We start from the raw sequence: 20,015 nt of genomic DNA, 5'->3' as shown, positions 1-20,015 counted from the left end.
GATTAGTTATGTTCTATAATGATCGGGGGAAGCGTTGACCGGCCGGAGCAAAATGGCCGGGGAGGAGTTCGCCAATGACATTCATCTATCCCGTCGACAGCAACAAGGCGCATCCGCTGCCGCTGTCGCCCGAATACAAGAGCTCGATCAAGCGCGCGCCGAACAAGCCCTTGATCCCGATGCGGCACACGCTGTCGGAATTGACCGGCCCGGTCTACGGCCACGAGACCGTGCGCGAGGGCGATGCCGATCTCACCACCCAGCATACCGGCGAGCCGATCGGTGAGCGCATCATCGTGCATGGCCATGTGCGCGACGAGGACGGCCGCGGCGTGCCGAACTCGCTGGTCGAGATCTGGCAGGCCAATTCCTGCGGCCGCTACGTCCACGTCCGCGACCAGCACCCGGCGCCGCTCGATCCGAACTTCACCGGCGCGGGCCGCACCGTGAGCGATGCCGATGGCTACTACCGTTTCGTGACCATCAAGCCTGGCGCCTATCCCTGGGGCAATCACCACAACGCCTGGCGTCCCGCGCATATCCATCTGTCGGTGTTCGGCCATTCGTTCGTCACGCGCCTCGTGACGCAGATGTATTTCCCTGCTGACCCGCTGTTCCCGTTCGACCCGATCTTCAACTCGGTGCCGGACGAGAAGGCGCGGGCGCGGATGGTGTCGTCATTCGACCTCGAGAACACGCAGCCCGAATGGGCGCTGTGCTACCGCTTTGACATCGTGCTGCGCGGCAAGAACGCCACGCCAATGGAGAACACTTAAGTGCAGGACAACGGTATTACCCCATCGCAGACCGTCGGTCCGTTCTTCAAATACGGCCTGACGCCGACCGGCGAATACGCCTGGAACGACGCGTTCACCAACTCGACGCTGACGCCCGACGTCACCGGCGATCGCCTCCGCATCGAAGGCCGCGTGTTCGACGGCGACGGCGTCGTGGTGCCCGACGTCATGCTGGAGATCTGGCAGGCGGATGCGCAGGGCCGCTTCGCCGACCCCCAGGACAAGCGCGCGTTGCCCAATGCCAGCTTCCGCGGCTTTGCCCGCTGCGGCACCGACAAGGACGGCAATTACTCCTTCGACACCATCAAGCCGGGCGCGGTGCCCGATCCCGACGGCAAGCCACAGGCGCCGCACATCGTGCTTGCGGTGTTCGGCCGCGGCATGCTGCGGCATCTCTACACCCGTATCTATTTCAGCGACGAGGCCGGCAATGCCGCCGATCCCGTGCTGGGACTGGTGCCGGCCGATCGCCGCGCGACGCTGATCGCGACGCGCGAGGCGGGGAAGGCGGTCTATCGGCTCGACCTGCGGCTTCAGGGCGACGACGAGACGGTCTTCTTCGACATGTGAGGCAGCAACGCGTGGCGGCGATATCGACAGCCGCCGCGCGTTTCTCATCCAGCGCAACTGAGCTGGTTGCTGCGTTTCATCGGGCCTGAGACGTTTCTGTTCGTGCCCCGAGTCGGTCTCGCTGACTCAAAAACGACCGACTGACGTCCTCTTTTCGTAATTTTCCGGTGCCCGCGGGATACAATTTCCGCGCGAAGCAATCCCGTGTTTACCGCAGTTGTTTAGGGTCCGTTCGGATTTCGACCTGCGCCATTGGATTGTTCCATGAAAATTCGTCTCTCGCTTTCTTCTGCGGTCATTGCATTCGGGATCGTGCTCGCCATCGGCTTTACTGCCGTCGTCTCGACCAGCCTTTACGCCCTGCGCGAGCTCAAGGTCGGCGGTCCGCTTTATTCCGACATCAAGCTCGGCAACGACCTCATCGCGGACATCCTGCCGCCGCCCGAATATGTGATCGAAGCCTATCTCGAGGCCACGCTCGCTATGCGCGAGCCGGACCAGCTGTCGGCCCATGGCGAACGCCTGGTCCAGCTCCGCAAGGATTACGATGAGCGCAAGGCATTCTGGACCACCTCCAGCCTCTCCACCGATCTGAAGACGGCGCTGGTGTCGAAATCCGACGCCGAGGTGCAGAAGTTCTGGAAGCTTTTGTCCGACCAGCTCCTGCCGGCCCTCAAAGCCAAGGACGTGGCCGGCGCCGAACGCGCCTATGCGCAGCTCAAGGACGCCTATACCGCGCACCGCGCCGTCATCGACAGCATCGTCGAGAGCGCCAACAAGCAGAATGCCGACATGGAGAAGCTGGCGGCCGAGCGCGACAGCTCGATCCTCTACATTCTCCTCGGCGTCTCCGCAGCCGTCCTGGCCTTCATTGCCGCCGGCCTGCTCGGCGTCGCGTTTGGCGTGGTGCGCCCGATCGTGCGCATGACGGACACGATGCAGAAGCTCGCGACCGGCGACCTCGCCGCCGACATCCCCTTCGCGCACCGCCAGGACGAGGTCGGCTCGATGGCGGGGGCGCTCCAGGTGTTCAAGCAGGGGGCGATCGAGAATTCGCGGCTGCGCGAGGAGCAGTTGCGGAAGGAGCAGGAGGCCGCGACGGCCAAGCGCGGTGCCCTGCACCAGATGGCCGAGACCGTCGAGCGCGAGACCGGCCGCTCGGTCGATTCCGCGAGCGTGGCGAGCCAGGGTGTCGAACGGGCCGCCTCCAGCCTGTCCGAGATCGCCCGGTCGCTGTCTGCGGAGTCGCAGGCGGTGGCCTCGGCGTCCACCCAGGCGCTGGGCAGCTCGCAGACCGTCTCGGCCGCGGCCGAAGAACTGAGCGCCTCGATCCGGGACATCGCAACGCAGGTGGCGCGGACCAGCACTGTCACGAAATCGGCGGTCGCGGGCCGCGAGCAGGCGCGTTCGACCATCCAGGCGCTGGCGGGCGCGGTGAAGAAGATTGCGGAGGTCTCCGACCTCATTGGCGGCATCGCCGGCCAGACCAACCTCCTGGCGCTCAATGCCACGATCGAGGCCGCGCGGGCCGGCGAAGCCGGCCGCGGCTTTGCGGTGGTTGCGGCCGAAGTGAAATCGCTGTCCGACCAGACCGCCAAATCCACCGAAGAGATCGGGCGCCTGATCGCCGAGGTGCAGGCCTCGACGCAGGCCGCAGTCGATGCCGTCGAGACGATGGGAGGCCACATCGTCGAGATCGACGGCGTGGCGACGTCGGTCGCGGCGGCGATGGAAGAGCAGGACTCCGCGACGCGGGAGATCGCGCGGTCGATTTCCGAATCGGCATCCGCTGCGAAGGAGGTCTCGGCCAAGATCGCCAATGTCAGCCGCGACGCCGCCTCGGTGGACGAGCGCGCCACGGAGGTGAGGCAGGCGATCGCGGGCATGGCGGCCAACCTGGAATCGCTGCGGTCGGTCGTCGTCCGGACCGTGCGCGACTCGACCGCAGCGGCTTGAGCCGGGCGCCGGGTCTGCGGCTGGTGCGTGGGGTTGTGATCGTGCAGTATTGCGCGGGACAGGGGCATCGTGGTCATGACACCTCCACAACTGCCGGCGGTCGTTGAGCCCGCCCAACTGACGGCTGCGCTGCGCAGGGGTGGCGTGCTGGACGCTGGCGCCGTGCGCGAGGTGAAGGTGCTGCATCAGCGTGACACCGTCGTGTCACACATCGTCCGCCTCGGCCTGCGCTATGTCGGGGAATCCGCCGGTGCGCCGCAATCGCTGATCCTGAAGACCGCCAATTCCGCGTTTGCGCAGACGCTCGCCAATGCCGGCCGGCACGAGGTGGCGTACTACACGCAGCCTGCGCCGAAGATGCCGCTGGGATTGGTGCCGCGCTGCTTCGACGCGCATTTCGACGAAGAAAGCCTCGCCTGGCACCTGCTGCTCGAGGATCTCACCGACAGCCACGAGGTCGCAACGCAATGGCCGCTGCCGCCGTCACGCGAGCAGGCGATCGCGATCGTCACGACGCTGGCGCGCTGGCATGCGGCCTGGTGGGACCATCCCGATCTCGGCGAGACCGTCGGCAGCTGGGCGAGCACCGCAGACAGCACGCAGCACATGGAGGCGTTCGCGGGTCATTACGACCGCTTTGCCGATTTGCTCGGTGACCGTCTCAGCGAGGAGCGACGCCTCATCTACCGTCGCCTCATCGATCAGTCGGCCCGGCTATCCGAGCGCTATCATTCGCGCCGTCATCTCAGCATCACCCATGGTGATGCCCATAGCTGGAATTTCCTGCTGCCCCGCACCGGTGTCGCCGATACCGCGCGCATCTTCGACTTCGACCTATGGGGCATCGACGTCCCGACCAACGATCTCGCCTACATGATGGCGATGCAATGGTACCCGGAGCGACGGCAGGCGCTCGAACGCTCGCTGCTCAATTTCTATCATGACACGCTGATCGAAAGCGGCATCACGGGCTACACGCGAGGTGCGCTCGATCGCGACTACCGTTGGTCCGTGCTCTGGCACATCACCAAGCCGGTCTGGCAGTGGAGCATCAACATCCCGCCGTTGATCTGGTGGAATAATCTGGAGCGGGTGATGATGGCGGTGGACGATTTGGGCTGCGAGGAGTTGTTGTAGAAGCTCGTGCCACCTGTTCGCTGTCGTTGCCCGGCTTGACCGGGCGACCCAGTATTCCAGAGACGGTTGTGGGATTCGGAGAAGCTGCGGCGTACTGAATGCCCCGGTCAAGCCGGGGCATGACACCTGTGGTTACTCCATCACCGCATGTTCCGGCCCCGCGGCCTGCTTGCGCAGCGTGGCCTTGGTCGAGCCGATCAGCAAGGCGAGCGGGATGGTGCAGAGGATGAAGATCATCACCAGCATATAGTCGTGTGCGAACGCGATGATCTGCGCCTGCACGCTGACCATCCTGTCGGCCATGGCGCGGCCGGCGTCGGTGGAGAGATTGATCATGCCGCTGACGCTGGGCATCTGGAGCGCGTGGTTGAACGGGTTGACGTACTCGGACAGGATCGCGTAGGTCCGCCGCGTTCCCTGCGTCAGCTCGGCGATGACGACGGAGATGCCGACCGAGCTCGCGACGTTGCGCATCAGGGTCAGCATCGCGGTGCCGTCGGTCCGCAGCTCGTTCGACAGGGTCAGGAACGCCACCGTCGAGAGCGGCACGAAGACGAGGCCGAAGCCGAAGCCCTGGATGACGCTGACGGTAACGATCTCCGGCACCTGGGTCAGGTCGGTCCACCCGGTCATCTGGAACAGCGAGCCCGCGGTCAGCGTCAGGCCGGTGATGATCAGCGTGCGTGCCTCGAAATAACGCATCATGCGGCCAACCAGCATCATCGCGAAGAAGGTACCGAAGCCGCGGCTCGCCAGCAGCAGGCCGGCGGTGATGATGGGATAGCCGATCACGTTCTGCATGTAGGGCGAGGCCAGCGCCATGGTCGAGAACAGCACGAGCCCCATCACGACCATGAACATGCAGCCGGTGACGAAGTTGCGATCCTTGAACAGCGCGAAGCGGATGAACGGCGTCGACGTCGTGAAGGAGTGCGCGAGGAAGAAGTAGAAGGCGACGGCCGACACAATGAATTCTGCGATGATCTCGCCGGATTCGAGCCAGCCCAATTGCTCGCCGCGGTCAAGCGCGAGCTGAAGCGAGCCGATCGCGATCGCCAGCGCGGCAAAGCCGAACCAGTCGAATTTGAGGCTGATATCCTTCCGGGTCTCGTCCATGAAGACGATCAGGCCGAGCACGGTGATGGCGCCGAACGGCAAATTGACGAAGAACACCCAGTGCCAGGAATAGGTCTCGGTCAGCCAGGCGCCGAGCGAGGGGCCCATGATCGGGCCCATCATCACGCCCATGCCCCAGATCGACATCGCCTTGGCGCGTTCCTGGAGCGTGTAATAATCGAGCATGACCGATTGCGACAGCGGCACCAGGGCCGCGCCGAACACGCCTTGCAGCAGACGGAACAGCACCATCTGGTTGATGTCCTGCGCCAGCCCGCACAGCACGGATGCGAAGGTGAAGCCGGCGGCGCAGATGATGAAGATGCGCTTGCGGCCGAAGCGGTTGGCGATCCAGCCCACCGGCGCCGTCATGATCGCGGCGGCGACGATGTAGGAGGTCAAGACCCAGTTGATCTGGTCCTGCGAGGCCGACAGTGAGCCCTGCATGTAGGGCAAGGCGACGTTGGCGATGGTGGTGTCCAGCGCCTGCATGATGGTCGCGGTCATGGCGCAGATCGTCACCATGTTCCTGCGCAGGCCGGGGACCATCAGGCTGGCATTGGGGCCGGACATCGGATCAGTCCTTGTCCTGGTCTTTGTCCTGGTTCGCCGTCGCCGACAATCCGAACAGGCCGGCGAGCGAGCGCTTGTGGCCGGTGTCGATGGTGGCATAGACGCTCATGCCGGCCTTCAGCTTTCGCACGTATTTGTCGGTCTCGTCGAAATAGATCCTGACAGGCACGCGCTGCACCACCTTGACGAAATTGCCCGTGGCGTTCTGCGGCGGCAGGATCGCGAATTGCGCGCCGGTGCCGGGCGAAAGCGAGCCGATCTTGCCCTTGAAGACGTGGTTCGTGAACGCGTCGACCTCGAGCGTCACAGGCTGTCCCTCGGTGACGTGGGTGAGGTCGCTCTCCTTCGGATTGGCGTCGACCCAGGGGTGAGCGACGTCGATGATGGAGAACACTGGCGTGCCGGCGGTGACGTAGCGGCCGAGCTGAATCTGCTCGACCTGCGTCGCAACGCCGCCCATCGATGCCCGCACCACGGCGTGGTCGAGATTGCGCTCGGCATTGTCGAGCTTGGACTTGGCCTGCGCGTAAGGCGGGAATTTCTCCAGCGGCAGGTCGGTGTCGCCGAGCAGCTGCGTCTTGGCCGTCGAGATCTGCTGCTTGACGTATTGCGCGATCGAACCTGATGTGACCAGCGCGTTCGCGGAGTTGTCGAGGTCGAGTTGCGAGCCGTAGCTGTTCTTTACCAGCGCCTGCTTGCGCTCGACGTCGCGCTGCTTCAGGTCGACGCCCTGTTGCGCAAGGTTGAGCATGTCGCCGTAGATCTTGATGTTGGCGCGGAGGTTGTCATAAGTCGACTGCGCCTGCATCAGCTGCGCCCTGGCCTCGTCCACCGCGAGGCGGAACGGCACGGGATCGATCTCGAACAGCTCGTCGCCTTGCTTGACGATCTGGCCTTCCCTCACGACGACCTTCTGGATCTTGCCGGAGATGTCGGGCGTCACCAGGACCTTCTGCGCGCCGACATAGGCATCGTCAGTGCCGACGTAGCGGCCGCCGTTCAGATAGAAGGTGAGGCCGCCGACGGCGACGACGAGCGGCAGCACGACCAGGAGCAGGAAGCGGCGATAGCGGCGCAGGCCCGCCACCAGGCGGCGGCGCGGATCGGTGCCGGCTTTCTTGGTGGGCTTGCCGCTGTCGCTCTTCTGCTCGGGCTGGAACTTGAGGACTTGATCAGCCATAGCGCTGCTCCTTACGCGCTTGTTCCGCGCCGGATGTCTGGATCGCGTTACGCACGTTTTCCTTGATGGATTCGAGTTGGGTGAGGAGACGGTGGGCGTCCGCCGGGCTGATGCCGTCGAGTGCGTTCGCCGTGAGTTCCGATTTCAGGCCGCTCATCTTGCCGAGCAGCGCACGGCCGGCCTTCTTGAGATAGAGGCGCTTGACGCGGCGGTCCGAGGCATCGCTGCGGCGCTCGATCCAGTCGCTGTCGCAGAGCTTGTCGATCAGGCGCGTCAGCGTGATCGGCTGCATCTCCAGCAACTCGGCGAGTTCCGACTGCTTCATGCCCTCGCTGCGCTCGACCTTGGCCAGGACCGCCCATTGCGCGCGGGTGATGCCGAAGCGCGATGCCTCCTTGTCGGCATAGACCCGCAAGAGGCGGTAGAGTTCACCGAGCGTGAACAGGAAGTTCTGGTCGACGGACCCGCGGGTCATAACGTTATCTCCAATGAGCTTGACTATAATAAGCAAGCTTATGATTATTTCGTGGCGGATTAGCGGGACGCTGTCCCGCAGCAAGAGCATGGCTGACAGGCGCATTCCCGGTCGCGCTTTGGGTTCCACGGCCGAAATGCTAGAAGGCAGGCCACATGACCCTCGCAAAGCCGGCATTTCCGACGCCTGACCACGATCACGGCCGCTGCACCGCGGACGCGCTGGCGCACGCCGAGACGGTTTGCGAGGCTCGCGCGCAGAAATTCACGCCGATCCGCCGCCAGGTGCTGGGGGCGCTGCTCTCCAGCCACCGGCCGCTCGGCGCCTATGAGATCATCGACGAGCTCGCCAAGTCGATGCCGCGGCCGGCGCCGATCACGGTTTACCGTGCGCTCGATTTCCTGATGGCCAACGGCCTCGTGCACCGCATCGAAAGCCGCAACGCCTATCTCGCCTGCGCCGCCCACGACCACGACGCGACCTCGGCGGTGGCGTTCCTGATCTGCGAGCGCTGCGGCCTGGTCGGCGAGATCCCGTCGGCGTCCTTCGCCAAGGACCTCAATGCCGCGGCGCGCAGCTCAGGCTTCGCACCAAAACTGTCCGTGGTGGAGATCACGGGCGTCTGCGCCCATTGTCAGAAAGCTGCATAAAGCAACAACGGCGCAAGCCGGTATTCGGGAAGAAATGTCCGCACCACAAGCCATACCGTCCGCCGGTCGCCCCCTCAGTGCCGGCGCCATCGCCCTGATGCTCATGCTGTGCCTGACCTGGGGTTTCAATCAGATCGCAGTGAAGCTGGTGCTGCCGGAGGTGCCGCCGATGCTCCAGGCGATGATCCGCTCGATGGGTGCGTTGCCCGTGCTGTTCATTATCGGCAGCTTGCGCGGCGTCAAATTCTTCGAGCGCGACGGCACGTGGAAGGCCGGCCTGATCGCCGGGCTGATGTTCGGCGTCGAGTTCGTGCTGATCTTCCAGGGCCTGCGCCTGACCTCGGCCTCGCGCGCGGTGGTGTTCCTCTACACGGCGCCGTTCTTCGTCGCGCTCGGGTCCTACCAGGTGCTCGGCGAGCGGCTCGGCGGCACCCAATGGCTGGGGCCGGCTGTGAGCTTTGCCGGAGTTGCGCTCGCGATCGGCGTGCCGCAGCCCAATGTGGATTCGCACATCCTGCTCGGCGACCTCCTGATCGTGGCCGGCGCAGGGCTTTGGGCGGCGACCACACTGGTCGCCAAGGGCACCCGGCTGCGCTTCGCGGCGCCGGAAAAGGCACTCGGCTATCAGGTCGCGACCTCGATCCCGATCCTGGGCACCGCCGCCTGGCTGTTTGGGGAGACCATAACCCAGACCCCGTCGCCGCTGTCGCTCGGCCTGATGGCCTTCCAGGCGATCTGGGTGGTCGGAACCACGTTCACGCTTTGGTTCGCGCTGGTGAAGACCTATTCGGCCAGCAAATTGTCGGCTTTTACCTTCATCACCCCTTTGTTTGGCGTGGTGGGTAGCTATTTCATCATGCACGACACCTTGAGCCTGACATTCGGGGCCGCTGCGATCCTTGTAATTGCTGGGCTTTTTCTGGTTAACCGTCCCAGCTCAACGGCTGCGGCGCCGCGCGATGCATTGCTCAACGTCACCAAAACCTGATATTTGGACCCCATGAACAAGCTCGAAAACCCCATTGATTCCGACATCGCGGGCCCGGCGCCCCGGCACCGGACCACCCAGGTCAAGGTCGGCGACGTCGCCGTCGGCGGCGGTGCGCCGATCGTCGTGCAGTCGATGACCAACACCGACACCGCCGACATCGACGGCACCATCGCCCAGGTCGCAGCGCTTGCGCGCGCCGGCTCCGAAATGGTCCGCATCACCGTGGACCGCGAGGAGGCCGCTGCTGCCGTTCCGCATATCCGCGACGGCCTGGCCAAGCGTGGCATCACCACGCCGCTGATCGGCGACTTCCACTATATCGGCCACAAGCTGCTCGCGGCCTATCCGGCCTGCGCCGAGGCGCTCGCGAAATATCGCATCAATCCCGGCAATGTCGGCTTCAAGGACAAGCGCGACACCCAGTTCGCCGACATCATCGAGATCGCGAACAAGAACGGCAAGCCGGTCCGCATCGGCGCCAATTGGGGTTCGCTCGACCAGGAGCTGCTGACCAAGCTGATGGACGAGAACGCCGCGTCCGCCAATCCGCGCGATGTGCGCGCGGTGACGCGCGAGGCGATGGTGCAGTCGGCGCTGCTCTCGGCCGCACGCGCCGAAGAGCTCGGCATGCCCAAGGATCGCATCATCCTGTCCGCAAAGGTCTCGGCGGTGCAGGATCTCATCGCGGTCTATCAGGATCTCGCGGCGCGTTCCGATTACGCCATCCATCTCGGTCTCACCGAGGCCGGCATGGGCACCAAGGGCATCGTGGCCTCGTCGGCCGCGCTCGGCATCCTGCTTCAGCAGGGCATCGGCGACACCATCCGCATCTCGCTGACGCCGGAGCCCGGCGGCGACCGCACCCGCGAAGTGCAGGTCGGCCAGGAATTGCTGCAGACCATGGGCTTCCGCACCTTCGTGCCGCTGGTCGCGGCATGCCCCGGCTGCGGCCGCACCACATCGACCACGTTCCAGGAGCTGGCGAGCTCGATCCAGGCGTTCATCCGCGACGAGATGCCGGGCTGGAAGACGAAATATCCGGGCGTCGAAGAGCTCAACGTCGCGGTGATGGGCTGCATCGTCAACGGCCCCGGCGAATCCAAGCACGCCAATATCGGCATCTCGCTGCCGGGCACCGGCGAAGCGCCGGCCGCGCCCGTCTTCGTCGACGGCAAGAAATTCCGCACGCTGCGCGGCCCGACCATCTCCGCCGACTTCAAGGCGCTGGTGATCGACTATATCGACCAGCGCTACGGCCAGGGCGCCAAGGTGCCGGTGACCGCGGCGGAGTAAGCGTCTCCCAAACATTGGAATCGTAAGGCGGGTTTGCCAAAAGCAACCCGCCTTATTTTTTGCGCGACCGTAGCCTGGATGGAGCGCAGCGAAATCCGGGGCATTGCCCACCGTGGAACGACCCGTTCCCGGATTGCGCTTCGCTCCATCCGGGCTACGATGTCTTCCAATCAAAATGATCGGGAGACATGCCATGAGCTCACTCGCCGGCAAGCAAGGTCCGCGCTACCGCCACACGGCCGAAGACGGCGCGGCCTACGAGACCATCGCGGTCGAAAAGCTCACCCCCATCATCGGCGCGGAAATATCCGGCGTCGATATCGGCAGCCTCGTCGATGGCGATGCCCGCTCCAACCGGCAGATGGACGAGATCCACCGCGCGCTTGCCGAAAACCTCGTCATCTTCTTCCGCGATCAAGACATCACGCCAAAACAGCATCTCGCGTTCGGCCGCAAGTTCGGCGAGCTGCATTTCCACCCCGCCGCGCCGCACGAGGACGAAGATCCGGCGCTGATGAAGATCTACGCCGACAAGAACTCGCCGCGAGCGAACGGCGAGGGCTGGCATTCGGACGTGTCCTGCGATCTCGAGCCGCCGATGGGCTCGATCCTCTACATCAAGCAGTGCCCGCCGCGCGGCGGCGACACGCTGTTCGCCAACATGTACGCCGCATATGAGGCGCTGTCGGACCGGATGAAGGCGTATCTCGACGGGCTGACCGCGCTGCATGACGGCGAGCCGATCTATCGCGGGCTTTACGCCAATTACGGCGTCGCCGATCGTCCGTCCTATCCGAGCGCCGAGCATCCGGTGGTGCGCACGCACCCGGTGACGGGGAGGAAGGCGCTCTACGTCAACCGCGGCTTCACCCGCCACATCAACGGCATCCCGCGCGACGAGAGCGATGCGATGCTCGCCTATCTCTACCAGCACGCCGAGAACCCGCTGTTCCAGTGCCGCTTCCGCTGGACCGAGAATGCCATCGCCTTCTGGGACAACCGCTGCACCCAGCACCGCGCGATGTGGGACTACTGGCCGCACACGCGCTCGGGCACGCGCGTGACGGTGAAGGGGGAAAGGCCGATTTAAACGGCCACCGTCGCCAATCGCTCAGTGACCTGAATCACGGACTTGGGATCGCCCCCGTCGAATGATGTGGGCTCGCGGTGCTGCTTGCAGGGGCTACAACCAGCGATATACTCGCAAAGGGCGATTTGGGGGGAATTATGCGCTGGGTGGCGGCTACCATTCTTGCGCTCGTTTTTTACGGGTTCGCGGGTCAGGCGCTGGCCGAGAAGCGCGTCGCTCTGGTGATTGGCAATTCGTCGTACCGGAATGTCCCGAGCCTTCCGAATCCCCGGAATGACGCCGCCGAGATTGCCTCCCTGTTCAGATCTGCAGGATTCTCCGCGGTCGATGCTCGCCGTGATCTTGGTATTTCAGACATGCGGCGCGCGATCAGCGATTTCGCCGAGATGGCAAGCGATGCCGACGTGGCCGTCGTCTATTTCGCCGGCCATGGCATCGAGGTCGATGGTGCAAACTACGTCATCCCCGTCGACGCGAAGTTGTCCCGCGATTTCGACATTGAGGATGAAGCCATTTCCCTCGATCGCATTCTGAAATCAATCGAGCCCACCAGGCGGCTTCGCCTCGTCATCCTGGATGCGTGCCGGGACAACCCGTTCTTGAAGACAATGAAGCGAACCATAGCGTCCCGATCGATCGGTCGCGGGTTGGCCAAGGTCGAGCCCGCGATATCCGATACGCTGATTGCATTCGCGGCCAAGGCCGGATCGGTTGCGCTGGACGGCGATGCCAAAAACAGTCCTTTCACGGCCGCGCTGCTGCACAACATCGCCGCTCCCGGCTTGGACTTGAGGATTGCATTCGGCCGAGTTCGCGACGAAGTGCTGAAGGTCACCAATCGTCACCAGGAGCCGTTCGTCTACGGATCATTGGGCGGCTCTGTCATCTCGATCGTCGATGCACCGAAACTGCCGCCACCGCCAACGACGGATGACATCGTCTGGAACGCCGTGAAGGATTCGACCTATCCGGCCGTGTTCGAGGAGTTCATCGCAAAGTTTCCGACGACGCCACATCTGAAGGCGGCGGAATCACGGCGTGATGAGCTCAAGCAGGCGCAAGCTGCGGCTGCCGCGCGCATACCCCCGCCGCCGACCGCCGACGAAATCGTCTGGGCGGCGATCAGGGATTCGAACTATCCCGCGATCTTCGATGATTTCCTCAGCAAGTTTCCAGCCAGCAAGCATCGAGGCGAGGCGCAATCGCGCGCCGACGAGCTGCAAAAGCAGATTGCCGCCGCTGCCGCCCGCGTTCCACCGCCTCCGACCGCCGACGAGGTCGTCTGGGATGCCATCAAAGGCTCGACGTATCCGGCAATCTTCGATGATTTCGCCAGCAAATTTCCGGCAAGCCCGCATCTGGCGGACGCCAAGGCGCGCAGGGACGAACTGAAAAAGCAGATTGCCGCCACGCAAGCTCCGCCACCTCCCGCCGCCGAGGACATCGTCTGGGCCGCGATCAAGGGATCGCGCGATCCCGCGATCTTCGATGAGTTCGTGAGTAAATATGCGGCGAGCCCGCACATCGCGGCCGCACGACAGCGCGGGGATGACTTGAGGAAGGAGATCGCTGCTGCTCAAGCGCCGCCACCTCCGCCTGCAGATGAGATCGTCTGGAACGCGATCAAGGAGTCGCACGACCCCGCGATCTTCGAGGAATATTCCGCCAAATATTCGAACAGTTCGCACGTCTCCGCCGCACTGTCGCGTCGTGACGAGCTGAAGAAGGAACGCGCGGCGGCAGCGGCACCTCCTCCGCCCCCGCTCGCAACCGATGAGATCGTCTGGAACGCGATAAAGGACGGCCGGTCGCCGGCCATGTTCGAAGAATTTCTGAGCAAATTTCCCGAAAGCTCGCGGTCGGCAGAGGTTCGCGAGCGGCTCAAGGCGTTACAGGCGGTGCAGGTGGCCTCCACCAACGCCACGCTTCCGGCTCCTGACACGACCCAGCAGCGCGAAGGATTGACGGCGCTCGGCATCAAGGTGTTGTCCGATTCGGAAGAGGCGACTCTGAAGCAGAGGGCCAGCTTCAAGGAATGTGAAAAGTGTCCGGAGATGGTCGTGGTCCCGCCGGGCGTCTTCATGATGGGGGCGTCGGAGAGTGCATCGAAGCGCACCACGGAATCGTCTCGCCACAAGGTGACGTTCGCCCATTCATTCGCGGTTGGCCGTTACGCTGTCACGTTTGCGGAATGGGACGCCTGCGTCGCCGATGGGGGATGCAATGGGTACAAGCCCTGGGACAACGGTTGGGGCCGCGGGAGACGACCGGCGATCAACATTTCCTGGTCGGATGCCAAGAGCTATGCAGCCTGGTTGTCGGCCCGCACCGGCAAGACGTACCGCCTCCTGAGCGAAGCCGAGCGGGAATATGTGACGCGCGCGGGAACGACGTCATCGTTCTGGTGGGGAGTCTCCGTGTCTCGGGGCCAGGCCAACTACGATGACAGGGCCAGCCAGGACAAGAATGCAAAGGGTGCCTCCGGGCAAAAGACGGCTCCTGTCGATTCCTTCCTGCCGAATCCGTGGGGCCTCTATCAGGTGCACGGCAATATCTGGGAATGGGCCGAGGATTGCGTCAACGACACTTATGAGGACGCGCCTGTGGACGGGAGTCCTTGGCTGAAAGGCCGATGCGAGCAGCGTGTCCTCAGGGGAGGCTCCTGGGTCAGCAAGGCGGATGCAGTCGAAGCGGGGAGCCGATATGGCGTGCAGTCCGAAGGACGCGTGAGCAACGTTGGATTTCGAGTCGCGAGAACCTTGAGATAGCCGGGCACGAGTGCATCGGCCTCGCCAGCCGGAACAATCCCATACAATAACTCTAAGATTTTTTCATTGGAGACTTATGAAATGACAACCTACCCGGTACGCCTACCGTCGGCCCTCTTGATCAAAATCACCGCGGGGCTCGTCCTGTTCTTCGGAATCCTCTGTGGCGCACATGCGGGCGGGGGGAACACGTCGCTCGTCGTGAAATCGGGCGAGGCAAAGGAAATCTGCAAATGCGGCGGACACTGGCGCGTCGACAGCAGTGGCAAGGTCTGGCCCGTCAGCATTGAAGTCGTGACTCCGCCGAGGAGCGGTGCCGTGACGACGCGAGCGAGCACCGGGCAACGCAAATTGAGAAGCGGAGAGGCCAAGACCGTGCGGCTGACCAGCGTGGTGTACCAATCCAAGAAGGGTTATGTCGGTGAAGACTCCTTCACGTATCGGCGCGTGACGGCGGACCCTACCGACCCGGATAATGGCAAGGTATACACAGTCGCCGTCACCGTCAGGTAATTGCGATGGGGGCGGATAGGAGCCCTAAGATCTGCCCCCTTCGGCCTGCGATAAAGGCGGCGATTACGCTGCGCCAACCCACTTCACGAAGCCGTGCTTGCGTTGACGTCTTCCCGCGTCCGCGCCAATCTTCCCGAAAATCAAATCGGGAGGATCCGCCATGCTCCGCGCCGAGGACAACAAGTTCCTGACCGGGTCCGGCTCGGGGACGGGAATGGGCGAGTTGTTGCGATCGTCGTGCAGCGCTTCGGCGACGTCGCCGACTTCGTCGGCAGGCCGAGGATCGCGGCAGCGGAGTAGGACTTGTCGTTAGGGCGGGGCATCGTCGCAATTCTCCTCGTGTCGCTGGTCGCACTGTTGCTTCCGTCGATCGACGCGGGCCGTGCTGCCCCGGCCCGGAAGGTTGCGAAAGCCAGACCTAAGCCTGCGCCCGCACCAGCCAAATGTGAGATGCCGAAATTCCGGATCGTCGTCGACGTCGGGCACACCCCGGACTCCTACGGCGCGTTGAGCGCGCGCAATGATCCGGAGTTCGGCTTCAACTTCCGGCTCGCAAGGCTGGTCACGGCAAAACTCAAATCCGAAGGCTTTACCGCAACCCGGCTGCTCGTCACGGACGGCAAGGCGCGGCCGAGCCTGTTCAAGCGCGTCAGTGCCGCGAATGACGGCCGGGCCGATCTCGTGCTGTCGATCCATCACGATTCGGTGCCGGATAAGCTGCTCGAGACCTGGGAATTCGACGGCGCAAAGAGCTATTTCAGCGACCGCTTCTCGGGTCACTCGCTGTTCGTGTCCGAGCGCAATCCGCACTTCACCAGCAGCCTGAAGCTGGCCCGGATGATCGGCAGGCAGTTGAAGGAGCAGGGGCTGCACTATGCCAGCCAATACACCCTGCCGGTGATGGGCCGCTACCGGCGCCAGCTGCTCGACAAGGATGTCGGCGTCTACCGCTATGACGGGCTCGTCGTGCTGTCGCGAACGAGAGGCGCGGCAGTGCTGCTCGAAGCCGGCTCGATCATCAACCGCGACGAGGAGATGGAGATGAACTCGTCGGAGCGGCAGGAGATGATTGCGGGCGCCGTTGCGGCGGGGGTCGGGGAATTTTGCAAGATGCGATAGTCGGCGCTGCCGTCATTGCTTCGCTTCGCTCGCAATGACTAGAAAGCTACAACGGCACCCCCCGATACTCCCTGTTCGCCAGGCTTGCCTCTTCCAGGTCCAGGTCGCGCTCGATCCGGCGCCGCGTCTCGTCGGTGATCTGGCCGTCGCGCAGGAGGTCGTGGATGAACTTTCGCTCGGCGACGATCAGGTCGCGAGTCAGGGCGGTGCCGGCGGCGGAGACGTCGTGATGGTTGGGGTCGAGTGAATCCGGAAGCTGGTTGACACGAATCTCGTGACGCGCGCGCAGGAGCCGCATCACCTCGTCCGACACATCCTTTTCCTCGGTCATTGCGTCGAGCGACTTCAGCGCCGCCTCGAGCGCCTGGCGGCGTGCCGCGATCTCGGCCTCGTGCTCGGCGACATGCTCGTTGCGGCCGGCCTCGGCTACACCGAGCCAGCGCACCACCGGCGGAAGCGTCAGGCCGACGCCGATCAGCGTCACGAAGATGACTCCGAAGGCGACGAACAGGATCAGGTCGCGATACGGGAAGGCCTCGCCGCCCGGCAACGTGAACGGCAGCGCCAGCGCGGCCGCCAGCGACACCGCGCCGCGCACGCCGGTGAAGGCGAGCACGAACGGCCATTGCCATGGCGGCGATGGGTCGCGCTTGCGCAGGCTCTTGCTCAATATCCGCGGCAGATAGATCGCAGGATACAGCCAGACGAAGCGTGCGATGACGATGACCGCCAGGACCACCGCGGTCGCGATCATGATATCGTCGAGCGGAAACGCCTTCGACTTCTCGTAGAGTGCCCGCATCTGGAAGCCGGTGAGCAGGAACAGCAGGCCCTCGATCAGGTAGATGATGAGATCCCAGAAGAAGATGCCTTGCAGGCGGGTCGACGCCGAGATCAGCAGCGGCCCGTTCCAGCTCACATAGAGGCCGCAGGCCACGGTCGCGATCACGCCGGAGCCGCCGAGATGCTCGGGCAGCCAGTAGGACACGTAGGGCGTGATCAGCGACAGCGTCAGCTCGACCTGCGGATCCCTGGACCATTTGCGGAAGCGAAGGGAGAGCCAGCCAATGCCGATGCCAAAGGCGATCTCGCTGGCGACGATGAGGACAAACTCGCCGGCCGCCAGCGGCAGTGAGAAATGGCCGACCATGATGGCCGCAAGCGCGAAGCGGTAGAGGATCAGGGCGGTCGCGTCGTTGGCGAGCCCTTCGCCCTCGAGGATGACCAGGAGCCGGCGCGGTATGTTCAGGCGGCGCGCAATCGCGAGCGGCGCCACCACGTCGGGCGGCGCGACGATGGCGCCCAGCAGGAAGCCGATGGTCCAGGGCAGGCCGATCACATAATGCGTGGCCGCAGCCACCAGCGCCGCGGTGAAGATCACCGCGCCGACCGCGAGCAGCACGATCGGCCGCAGATTGTTCCTGAACTCGCGCCAGCTCATCGCGACGCTCGCCGAGTAGATCAGCGGCGGCAGCACCATCAGCAGCACCAGTTCCGGCGGCAGTTCCACCGGCGGCATGCCCGGCACGAAGGCGAGGCCGACGCCGGACAGCATCAGGAGAATGGCGGGCGCGATGTTGAAGCGGCGGGCGACCAGCGCGGTGCCGGCCAGCACCGTGAGCAGGATGAGAAAGGTCTGAAATTTCGCTGCGATCATGGCCTGTCTTGGCCCGGAAGCGGCCAAAAGGTCAATGCGTCCCGGCTCACGCCAACCGTTCGGCCACCATGCGTCCGACGCGCGCGAACGCGGCTTCGATCTGCGCGGCGTTGGGCCTGCCGCCCTGGGTATAGGCCGCGATCAGGATTGGTACATCCGCCTTGTTGTCGAGCTTGGGCCAGACGACCGCGATATCGCCCGACGCATCCTTGCCGTTGTTACCGGTCTTGTCGCCGATCTTCCAGCCTGCCGGCAGGCCGCCGCGCAGCCGGTTGGCGCCGGTCTTGCAGCCCACCATCCATTCGGTGAGCTGGGTCCGCGAGGCCGGCGACAGTGCTTCGCCCACCACCAGCCGCTTCAGATTGCCGGCCATCGCCGCCGGCGTCGTGGTGTCCCGGGGATCGCCGGGCGGTGAGCGGTTGAGCTCGGGCTCGTTGTGGTCGAGCCGCGAGGTGGTGTCGCCGAGCGATCGCCAGAAGGCCGTGAGCGCGGCGGGGCCGCCGAGCCGCGCCAAGAGCAGGTTGGCGCAGGTGTTGTCGCTGAGCTCGACGATCGCCTTGCACATGTCGGTGACCGACATCGTGCCGGCGGCGAGATTTTGTTTGGCGACCGGCGCGTAGTCGAGCAGGTCGGCCTTGCCGTAGGGGATCATGGCCGCAAGCTGCTCCTCGCCGCGATCGGCCCGCGCCAGCACGCAGGCCGCGAGCGAAGCCTTGAATGTCGAGCACATGACGAAGCGCTCGTCCGCGCGCCATGCGAGCTTCGCGCCAGTCGCGAGGTTCTCGGCATAGACCCCGATGCGCCCGCCGCTCTCGCGCTCGTAGGATTCGAGCTCCGGCGGTGCGTCTGCGGCGAGTGCAGGGGAGGCGGCCATCCAGGCGAGCGAGGCGAGCAGGGTACGGCGGTCGAGAGGCACAAGGGACTTTCAGACATCGTCATTGCGAGCGCAGCGAAGCAATCCAGAATCTTTCCGCGGAGACAGACTGGATTGCTTCGCTGCGCTCGCAATGACGGAGAATGCGGGGCGAGGGTGCCGGATTTCGGGCAGTGCGAGGGTGCCCTCACTCCCTCAGGTCATACCGGTACGACTTCGACACGATCTGCCAGCCGTCGGCGAGCTTCATCGCCACCAGATAGTCCGTGAAAAAGCGCGGCGGCAGCTGGCACCTGACCTTGATGAAGGCGGTCTTGTCGTCCGAGCGGTCGATGGTGACGATGAAATCCTCGCGCGGCTTGCCTTCGGCCTTGCCGGAGGGGCGCTTGCGGACGCGATCGAGCCAGTCGGGCACGGTCAGCACCTGAAGCTCGCCCTTCTCGACCCAGCGCAAATCGGCGGAGGGATGGAAGATGGCGCCGAGTTTTTCGGCATCGCCCTCGTAAAGTCCGTCGAAATAGGATTGCACGACGGCTTCGACGCTCGAACGGTTCTGGCTCATGGGTCATCCCTTTGAATGATGGCTTGGGGCGAACTTAGTCGTACACATCAAAATGCGCTATGGGTGTCTGCGCCAATTGGGCGAGGACGCTGGAATGACCGGATCAGAAAATTCGAATGCTCGTATCCTCACCGGCGAATGCTATTGCCGTACCGTGCGCTACGAGGTCGCGGACGCGTTCTCTTACGCGCTGAACTGCCACTGTTCGAATTGCCGCCGCACCACCGGCTCCGCCTTCAAGCCGTTCGCCGGGATCGTGCAGGACAAGCTCCGCATCGTCCGTGGCGAGGACCAGCGCCTCATCCATGGCGACGACACAACCCACGACGCGCACTGCGCCCGCTGCGGCTCGTTGCTTTATTCCCGGGTGCGCGAGGGGAAATGGGTCCATGTCGCCATGGGAACCCTGGTTGACGCCCCCTCGATCCGGCCGAGCGCCCACATTTTCGTGGGCTCGAAGGCGCCCTGGCATGAGATCACGGACGAGCTGCCGCAATACCGGGGACACATCGGGGGGTGACTGAGCGCATACTTGGCCTGCGCCAGCGAACCGCTATCGCTCTGGCGAGACTAAAGAGTTCCTTGGCAATTTGCAGGCATCGTCTTCGTGATCTCAATCACAAATGCGACGGCGGATTCTGCTAAGGCAATCCCCAAAGGGCGACCGAATTGCTCCCGATCTCTGGAAGTTCTG

18 protein-coding genes are annotated in these 20,015 nt (G+C 64.1%); 12 read left to right on the top strand and 6 right to left on the bottom strand.

What is annotated here, in order from left to right:
- Positions 1–74: 74 nt before the first annotated feature.
- The 4 genes from pcaH to AC1DW2_RS19415 all read left to right on the top strand — a co-directional run bounded on the left by pcaH (position 75) and on the right by AC1DW2_RS19415 (position 4,460).
- The gene (pcaH, locus tag AC1DW2_RS19430) at positions 75–776 is read left to right on the top strand and encodes a protocatechuate 3,4-dioxygenase subunit beta (RefSeq protein WP_208083641.1); all 702 of its coding nucleotides are present in this window, start codon (positions 75–77) and stop codon (positions 774–776) included.
- Positions 777–1,367, top strand: a complete 591-nt coding sequence (gene pcaG, locus AC1DW2_RS19425) for a protocatechuate 3,4-dioxygenase subunit alpha (RefSeq protein WP_477006968.1) — start codon at positions 777–779, stop codon at positions 1,365–1,367.
- A 264-nt stretch (positions 1,368–1,631) separates the two neighbouring features.
- Positions 1,632–3,323: a methyl-accepting chemotaxis protein gene (locus AC1DW2_RS19420; protein WP_477006967.1), complete on the top strand. Its 1,692-nt coding sequence runs from the start codon at positions 1,632–1,634 to the stop codon at positions 3,321–3,323.
- A 48-nt stretch (positions 3,324–3,371) separates the two neighbouring features.
- Positions 3,372–4,460: a phosphotransferase gene (locus AC1DW2_RS19415; protein ID WP_477006978.1), complete on the top strand. Its 1,089-nt coding sequence runs from the start codon at positions 3,372–3,374 to the stop codon at positions 4,458–4,460.
- A gap of 132 nt (positions 4,461–4,592) precedes the next feature.
- Here the strand turns inward: AC1DW2_RS19415 and AC1DW2_RS19410 are convergent, their stop codons facing one another.
- From AC1DW2_RS19410 to AC1DW2_RS19400, 3 genes are read right to left on the bottom strand one after another with little or no spacing between them, the layout of a single operon-like run.
- A complete protein-coding gene (locus tag AC1DW2_RS19410) occupies positions 4,593–6,149 on the bottom strand; it encodes an MDR family MFS transporter (protein WP_477006966.1) in 1,557 nt (518 codons plus the stop codon).
- 4 nt (positions 6,150–6,153) lie between these two features.
- A complete protein-coding gene (locus AC1DW2_RS19405; protein WP_477006965.1) occupies positions 6,154–7,329 on the bottom strand; it encodes an HlyD family secretion protein in 1,176 nt (391 codons plus the stop codon).
- Positions 7,322–7,804, bottom strand: a complete 483-nt coding sequence (locus tag AC1DW2_RS19400) for a MarR family winged helix-turn-helix transcriptional regulator (protein WP_014491125.1) — start codon at positions 7,802–7,804, stop codon at positions 7,322–7,324. Before AC1DW2_RS19400 ends, AC1DW2_RS19405 begins: the two co-directional genes overlap by 8 nt.
- 155 nt (positions 7,805–7,959) lie before the next feature.
- Between AC1DW2_RS19400 and AC1DW2_RS19395 the strand changes: the two genes are divergently transcribed.
- From AC1DW2_RS19395 to AC1DW2_RS19365, 7 genes are all read left to right on the top strand, one after another.
- Positions 7,960–8,454, top strand: a complete 495-nt coding sequence (locus tag AC1DW2_RS19395; RefSeq protein ID WP_038943833.1) for a Fur family transcriptional regulator — start codon at positions 7,960–7,962, stop codon at positions 8,452–8,454.
- A 34-nt stretch (positions 8,455–8,488) separates the two neighbouring features.
- Entirely contained in the window at positions 8,489–9,442 is a 954-nt protein-coding gene (locus AC1DW2_RS19390; RefSeq protein ID WP_477006964.1) for a DMT family transporter, read from the top strand.
- Between the two features lie 12 nt (positions 9,443–9,454).
- Positions 9,455–10,738: a flavodoxin-dependent (E)-4-hydroxy-3-methylbut-2-enyl-diphosphate synthase gene (gene ispG, locus AC1DW2_RS19385; RefSeq protein ID WP_063980029.1), complete on the top strand. Its 1,284-nt coding sequence runs from the start codon at positions 9,455–9,457 to the stop codon at positions 10,736–10,738.
- A 193-nt stretch (positions 10,739–10,931) separates the two neighbouring features.
- Positions 10,932–11,828 carry a TauD/TfdA dioxygenase family protein gene (locus tag AC1DW2_RS19380; protein ID WP_477006963.1) on the top strand — a complete coding sequence of 299 codons (897 nt, stop codon included), beginning with the start codon at positions 10,932–10,934 and terminating at the stop codon, positions 11,826–11,828.
- 77 nt (positions 11,829–11,905) lie between these two features.
- Positions 11,906–14,596 carry an SUMF1/EgtB/PvdO family nonheme iron enzyme gene (locus AC1DW2_RS19375; protein ID WP_477006962.1) on the top strand — a complete coding sequence of 897 codons (2,691 nt, stop codon included), beginning with the start codon at positions 11,906–11,908 and terminating at the stop codon, positions 14,594–14,596.
- Positions 14,597–14,677: 81 nt separating this feature from the next.
- Positions 14,678–15,109, top strand: coding sequence for a hypothetical protein (locus AC1DW2_RS19370; protein WP_477006961.1), 432 nt, complete (start codon positions 14,678–14,680; stop codon positions 15,107–15,109).
- A 303-nt stretch (positions 15,110–15,412) separates the two neighbouring features.
- Positions 15,413–16,228 carry an N-acetylmuramoyl-L-alanine amidase gene (locus tag AC1DW2_RS19365; protein ID WP_477006960.1) on the top strand — a complete coding sequence of 272 codons (816 nt, stop codon included), beginning with the start codon at positions 15,413–15,415 and terminating at the stop codon, positions 16,226–16,228.
- Positions 16,229–16,274: 46 nt separating this feature from the next.
- On the opposite strand, the gene AC1DW2_RS19360 is transcribed toward AC1DW2_RS19365, so the two are convergent.
- From AC1DW2_RS19360 to AC1DW2_RS19350, 3 genes are all read right to left on the bottom strand, one after another.
- Positions 16,275–17,885 carry a Na+/H+ antiporter gene (locus tag AC1DW2_RS19360; RefSeq protein ID WP_094184376.1) on the bottom strand — a complete coding sequence of 537 codons (1,611 nt, stop codon included), beginning with the start codon at positions 17,883–17,885 and terminating at the stop codon, positions 16,275–16,277.
- Between the two features lie 46 nt (positions 17,886–17,931).
- Complete coding sequence (gene bla, locus AC1DW2_RS19355; protein ID WP_477006959.1) at positions 17,932–18,801, bottom strand: class A beta-lactamase; 870 nt, start codon at positions 18,799–18,801, stop codon at positions 17,932–17,934.
- Between the two features lie 145 nt (positions 18,802–18,946).
- On the bottom strand, positions 18,947–19,321 hold the full coding sequence (locus AC1DW2_RS19350) for a nuclear transport factor 2 family protein (RefSeq protein WP_007598116.1): 375 nt from the start codon (positions 19,319–19,321) through the stop codon (positions 18,947–18,949).
- Between the two features lie 94 nt (positions 19,322–19,415).
- Between AC1DW2_RS19350 and AC1DW2_RS19345 the strand changes: the two genes are divergently transcribed.
- The gene (locus tag AC1DW2_RS19345) at positions 19,416–19,841 is read left to right on the top strand and encodes a GFA family protein (RefSeq protein ID WP_477006958.1); all 426 of its coding nucleotides are present in this window, start codon (positions 19,416–19,418) and stop codon (positions 19,839–19,841) included.
- The last annotated feature ends 174 nt before the right edge of the window (positions 19,842–20,015 follow it).

It is taken from the genome of Bradyrhizobium sp. P3_C3 (assembly GCF_056402655.1).
This window is presented reverse-complemented; position numbering and strand designations above follow the sequence as displayed.